General features: G+C 31.6%; 1 pseudogene. It reads left to right on the forward strand.

The annotated features are described in order from the left end of the window. Positions 1–265 (forward strand): annotated as a pseudogene (locus tag Xmir_RS22375) (oligopeptide ABC transporter substrate-binding protein OppA); the annotation flags it as partial. Positions 266–475 lie beyond the last annotated feature (210 nt).

Genomic DNA, 475 nt, shown 5'->3' on the forward strand with positions numbered 1-475 from the left:
CTTCTTGGATATTTTCACGTCAGGTAATACCAATAACCATATGAGATATCAAAATAAGGAATTTGATAAATGGGTTTTAAAAGCAGATGAAACTAACGATCCATCTGATTATCAACAGGCAATTGATATTCTCAATAAAGAGATTCCTGCTATTCCGGTTTACTATTATGTCCGAGTCAAATTAGTTAAACCTTATGTCGGGGGTTTGCATATTGATTTGATGGGAAATATTCCGACAAAAAATCTTTATATTATTAAGCACTAGGTTATCAATAACAAGAGCCTGTAAAAACAGGCTCTTGTTAATTAGATAAGGTTAATTGAAATCATAAGAAAAATAAATATGGTAGCGTAATGTAATAATAAAAACAGTAACTAATGGAGATTAAAAACATGAAAAAAATCATGGCGAGCCTAATCAAAAATAGGTTCACCCAAATCCTGACCTGTTCGATGGGAATACTCTTAACAAACG

The sequence above is a fragment of the Xenorhabdus miraniensis genome (assembly GCF_002632615.1).